The 4,949-nt window shown below is 73.2% G+C and carries 1 protein-coding gene; it reads left to right on the forward strand.

Annotated elements, in window-relative coordinates:
* Positions 1–4,949 (forward strand): type I polyketide synthase (locus tag ACP4IX_RS35820; protein ID WP_426558770.1); only part of this gene is annotated, 4,949 nt, incomplete at both ends.

A 4,949-nucleotide genomic window follows, 5' to 3' on the forward strand; every position in this document is an offset into this window, starting at 1 on the left:
CGGTTCTGGCTCTCCCTGGGCGAGGCCTACGTCCACGGCGCGTCCGTGGACTGGCAGGCGGTGTTCGCCGGGACCGGTGCGCAGCGCGTGGACCTGCCCACCTACGCCTTCCAGCGCGAGCACTACTGGCTCGACGCCGGAACCATCGGCTGGGACGTTGCCTCGGCCGGCCTCCGCTCCGCCGATCACCCGCTGCTCGCGACCTCCGTCGCGCTTGCCGACGCCGAGGGACTGCTCCTCACCGGCCGGCTGTCGCTCGACACGCACCCGTGGCTCGCCGACCACGCCGTCTCCGGCACGGTGCTGCTGCCCGGTACGGCCTTCGTCGAACTGGCCGTCCGCGCCGGCGACCAGGTCGACTGCGGCCTGGTCGAGGACCTGACCCTGGAAGCCCCGCTGGTGCTCCACGAAGAGGGCGCCGTCGAACTCCAGATCAGCGTCGGCGCGCCCGACGAGTCGGGGCGCCGCCCGGTCGCCTTCCACTCGCGTGCCGACCGTGCCGCCGACGACGAGCCGTGGGTGCGGCACGCGACCGCGGTCCTCGCGGACAACGCGGAGGAGCCGGTGTTCGACCTGGCGGCGTGGCCGCCGGCCGGGGCCGAGCCCGTCGCGATCGACGCACTGTACGAGGCCCTGGCCGTGGCCGGTTTCGAATACGGCCCGCTCTTCCAGGGACTGCGCGGGGTCTGGCGCGGTGGAGAGGACGTTTTCGCCGAGGTGAACCTCGGGGACGAGGCCGAGCCGGGCGCCGAGCAGTTCGCCCTCCACCCGGCGCTCCTGGACGGCGCGTTGCACGCCATCGGTGTCGGTGGCCTCGTCGACGACACCCGGCAGGGACGTCTTCCGTTCGCGTGGTCGGGTGTGGCTGTGTACGCCGTAGGCGCGTCCGAGCTGAGGGTGCGGCTCTCGCGCGCGGGCCGTGACGCGGTGGCGTTGCAGGTGGCGGACGCCGAGGGCGCGCCTGTGGCGTCCGTGCGCAGCCTCGCGCTGAGAACGTTCTCGCCGGAGCAGTTCGCGGGACCCGGCGGCCGTCACGGTGACGCGCTCTTCCAGGTGCAGTGGACGCCCGTCCCGTCCGGCGGTACCGCGGGCGCGGCCGGGGAGTGGACGACGCTCGGCCCTGAGTCGGCGTACGCCGACCTAGCGGCGTTGGGCGCTTCGCTCGCCGAGGGCGACACCGTCCCCTCGGCGGTGGTCGTCCCCTGCGTCACGGACGACGCCGAACGGGAACTGCCCGACGCGGTGCACGCCGAGACCGGGCGGGCGCTGCGCCTGGTGCAGGAGTGGCTGGCCGACGAGCGGTTCGCCGGCTCGCGCCTGGTGTTCCTGACCCGGGGCGCGACGGCCGCACTTCCGGACGAGGACGTGACGGATCTGGTGCACGCCCCGGTGTGGGGCCTGGTGCGGGCCGCGCAGTCGGAGAACCCGGGGCGCTTCGGTCTGGTCGACCTCGACGGTGAGGGCGATGCCGAAGCGGACGCACGGGCACTTTCGTCGGCGCTCGCCTCCGGCGATCCCGAAGTCGCGGTGCGCGACGGAGCGATCCGGGTACCCAGGCTGGCCCGCGCCGTGTCCGGGACGGACGGCGCGGAGCGCGGGCCGATCGCCGACGGCACGGTACTGGTGACGGGCGCGAGCGGCCTGCTGGGCGGCCTGTTCGCGCGTCACTTGGTGACTGAGTACGGGGTGCGCAATCTGCTGCTGGTGAGCCGGCGGGGTGCGGACGCGCCGGGTGCCGCGGAGCTCAGCGGCGAACTGACCGGGCTGGGTGCGTCGGTGTCGTGGGCGGCGTGCGACGTGGCCGATCGGGATGCGCTGGCTGGGGCGCTGGACGCGATCCCGGCGGAGGCGCCGCTGTCGGCGGTGGTGCACACGGCGGGCGTGCTGGACGACGGCGTGATCGCGTCGCTGGACCAGCAGCGGCTGTCGGCGGTGCTGCGTCCGAAGGTGGACGCGGCGTGGAACCTGCACGAGCTGACGCAGGACATGGATCTCTCGGCGTTCGTGCTGTTCTCCTCCGCCGCGGGCGTCTTCGGCGGCGCCGGTCAGGCGAACTACGCGGCTGCGAACGTCTTCCTGGACATGCTGGCGGCGCACCGCAGGTCGCGGGGTCTGGCGGCGACGTCACTGGCCTGGGGTCTGTGGGACGGCGGCCTCGCGAGCGACCTGGACGCCGACGACGTGTCGCGCCTCGGACGTGGCGGTGTGAACGCACTGTCGGAGCAGGAGGGCCTGGCCCTCTTCGACACCGCGACCGCCTCGCCCACGGCGGCGCTCGTGCCCGTCAAGCTCGATCTGGCCGCCCTGCGCGCCCAGGTCGCCGATGGGGGGATGCTGCCGCCGCTGCTGAGCGGTCTGGTCCGCGTCCCCAACCGGCGTGCGGCCCGGGCCGCATCGGCCTCCGCGGGCAAGCTCGCCCGGCAGCTGGCCACACTGCCCGTGGCCGAGCGCGAGGCGACCGCACTGGAACTCGTCCGCACCCAAGTCGCCTCCGTCCTCGGGTTCGACGGCCCGGAGGCGGTCGACCCTGCGCGTGCGTTCAGCGAGGTCGGCTTCAACTCGCTGACCGCCGTCGAGCTGCGCAACCGGCTCGGCACGGCCACCGGTGTGCGCCTGCCCGCCACGCTGGTCTTCGACTACCCGAGGCCCACCGCGCTGGCCCGGTATCTGTGCGCCGAACTGCTCGGCGCACAGGACGCGGCGGCGACTCCGGCCACGGTCGCCGTCCGTGACGACGAGCCGATCGCGATCGTGGCGATGGCCTGCCGCTTCCCCGGCGGTGTGAGGTCTCCCGAGGGTCTGTGGGAGCTGGTCTCGGAGGGCAGGGACGCCATCTCCGCGATGCCGGACGACCGCGGCTGGGACCTCGCGGAGCTGTTCGACCCGGACTCCGACCGCCCGGGCACGAGCTACAGCATGAACGGCGCGTTCCTGTACGACGCGCACCACTTCGACCCGACGTTCTTCGGCATGTCGCCGCGTGAGGCGCTGGCCACCGACCCGCAGCAGCGGCTGCTGCTGGAGACGTCGTGGGAGGCGTTCGAGCGGGCCGGCATCGACCCGGCCTCGATGCGCGGCAGCCGTACGGGTGTCTTCGCGGGCGTGATGTACAACGACTACGGCACTCTGCTGCACCGCGCGCCGGAAGGCCTCGAGGGCTACATCGGCACGTCGAGTTCGGGCAGCGTCGCCTCGGGCCGGGTGTCGTACACCTTCGGCCTGGAGGGCCCCGCCGTCACGGTCGACACGGCCTGCTCGTCGTCACTGGTGTCACTGCACCTGGCCGCTCAGGCGCTGCGTAACGGCGAGTGCGATCTGGCGCTGGCCGGCGGTGTGACCGTGATGGCGACGCCGGGCACCTTTGTGGCGTTCAGCATCCAGCGCGGTCTGTCCGCGGACGGGCGCTGCAAGCCGTTCGCGGCGGCGGCCGACGGTACGGGCTGGGGTGAGGGCGTCGGCATGCTGCTCGTCGAGCGCCTGTCGGACGCCCGCCGCAACGGGCACCCGGTGCTGGCGCTGGTGCGGGGCTCCGCGGTCAATCAGGACGGTGCGAGCAACGGCCTGACCGCCCCGAACGGTCCGTCGCAGCAGCGCGTGATCCGTGCCGCCCTCGCAAGTGCGCGCCTGTCGGCCGGCGAGATCGACGTGGTCGAGGCGCACGGCACGGGCACGACGCTGGGCGACCCGATCGAGGCGCAGGCGCTGCTGGCGACGTACGGCCAGGAGCACAGCGACGAGCAGCCGCTGTGGCTCGGCTCGGTGAAGTCCAACTTCGGCCACACGCAGGCCGCGGCCGGTGTCGCGGGCGTGATCAAGATGGTGATGGCACTGCGGCACGGGGTGCTGCCCCAGACCTTGCACGTGGACGAGCCGTCCCCGCACGTGGACTGGTCCGAGGGGGCCGTTTCCCTGCTGACCGAGCGGATGGACTGGCCGGAGACGGGACGTCCTCGTCGCGCCGCCGTGTCGTCGTTCGGTATCAGCGGCACCAACGCCCACACGATCATCGAGCAGGCCCCCGACGGCCTCGCGCCGGCCGTCGTCGCGGCGGAGACGGCGCCCGCGCAGGACATCGCTTCGGCCCTGCCCTTCGTGCTGTCGGCGAAGTCCGCGGACGCCCTGCGCGGCCAGGCGGCCGGCCTGCGGGGCCATCTCGAAGAGACGTCGGGGCCGGCCGGTGCCAATGTGGCCTACACGCTCGCCACCAAGCGCGCGGCCTTCGAGCACCGCGCGGTGGTCGTGGCGGCGGACGGGGACGCGCTGCTGCGCGGCCTCGCGGCCGTGGAGACCGAGGCCCCCTCGGCGTCGGTGACGCGGGGCACCGTGAGCTCCGGAAAACTCGCCTTCCTCTTCACCGGGCAGGGCAGCCAGTGGCTCGGTATGGGCCGGGAGCTGTACGAGGCCTACCCCGTGTTCGCGGACGCGCTGCACGCGGTCGGCGAGCGGCTCGACGTGCCGCTGAAGGACGTGCTGTTCGGTGACGACGCGGACCTGCTCGACCGGACGGAATGGACCCAGCCCGCGCTGTTCGCGGTCGAGGTGGCGCTGTTCCGGCTGCTGGACAGCTGGGGTGTGAAGCCGGACTTCCTGTCCGGTCACTCCATCGGCGAGATAGCTGCTGCGCATGTGGCCGGGGTGCTCTCGCTGGACGACGCCTGCACGCTCGTGGCGGCTCGCGGCCGGTTGATGCAGGCGCTGCCCACGGGTGGCGTGATGATCGCGCTGCAGGCCGCCGAGGACGAGGTCCTGCCGCTGCTGAACGACCGGGTGAGCATCGCCGCGATCAACGGCCCACAGGCGGTGGTGATCGCGGGCGACGAGGACGCCGCGACCGCGATCGTCGAGTCCTTCGCGGACCGCAAGTCCAAGCGCCTGACGGTCAGTCACGCGTTCCACTCGCCGCACATGGACGGCATGCTGGAGGCCTTCCGCGAGGTCGTGAACGGGCT

This window comes from Streptomyces sp. WG5, assembly GCF_049974565.1.
Taxonomy (GTDB): Bacteria; Actinomycetota; Actinomycetes; order Streptomycetales; family Streptomycetaceae; genus Streptomyces.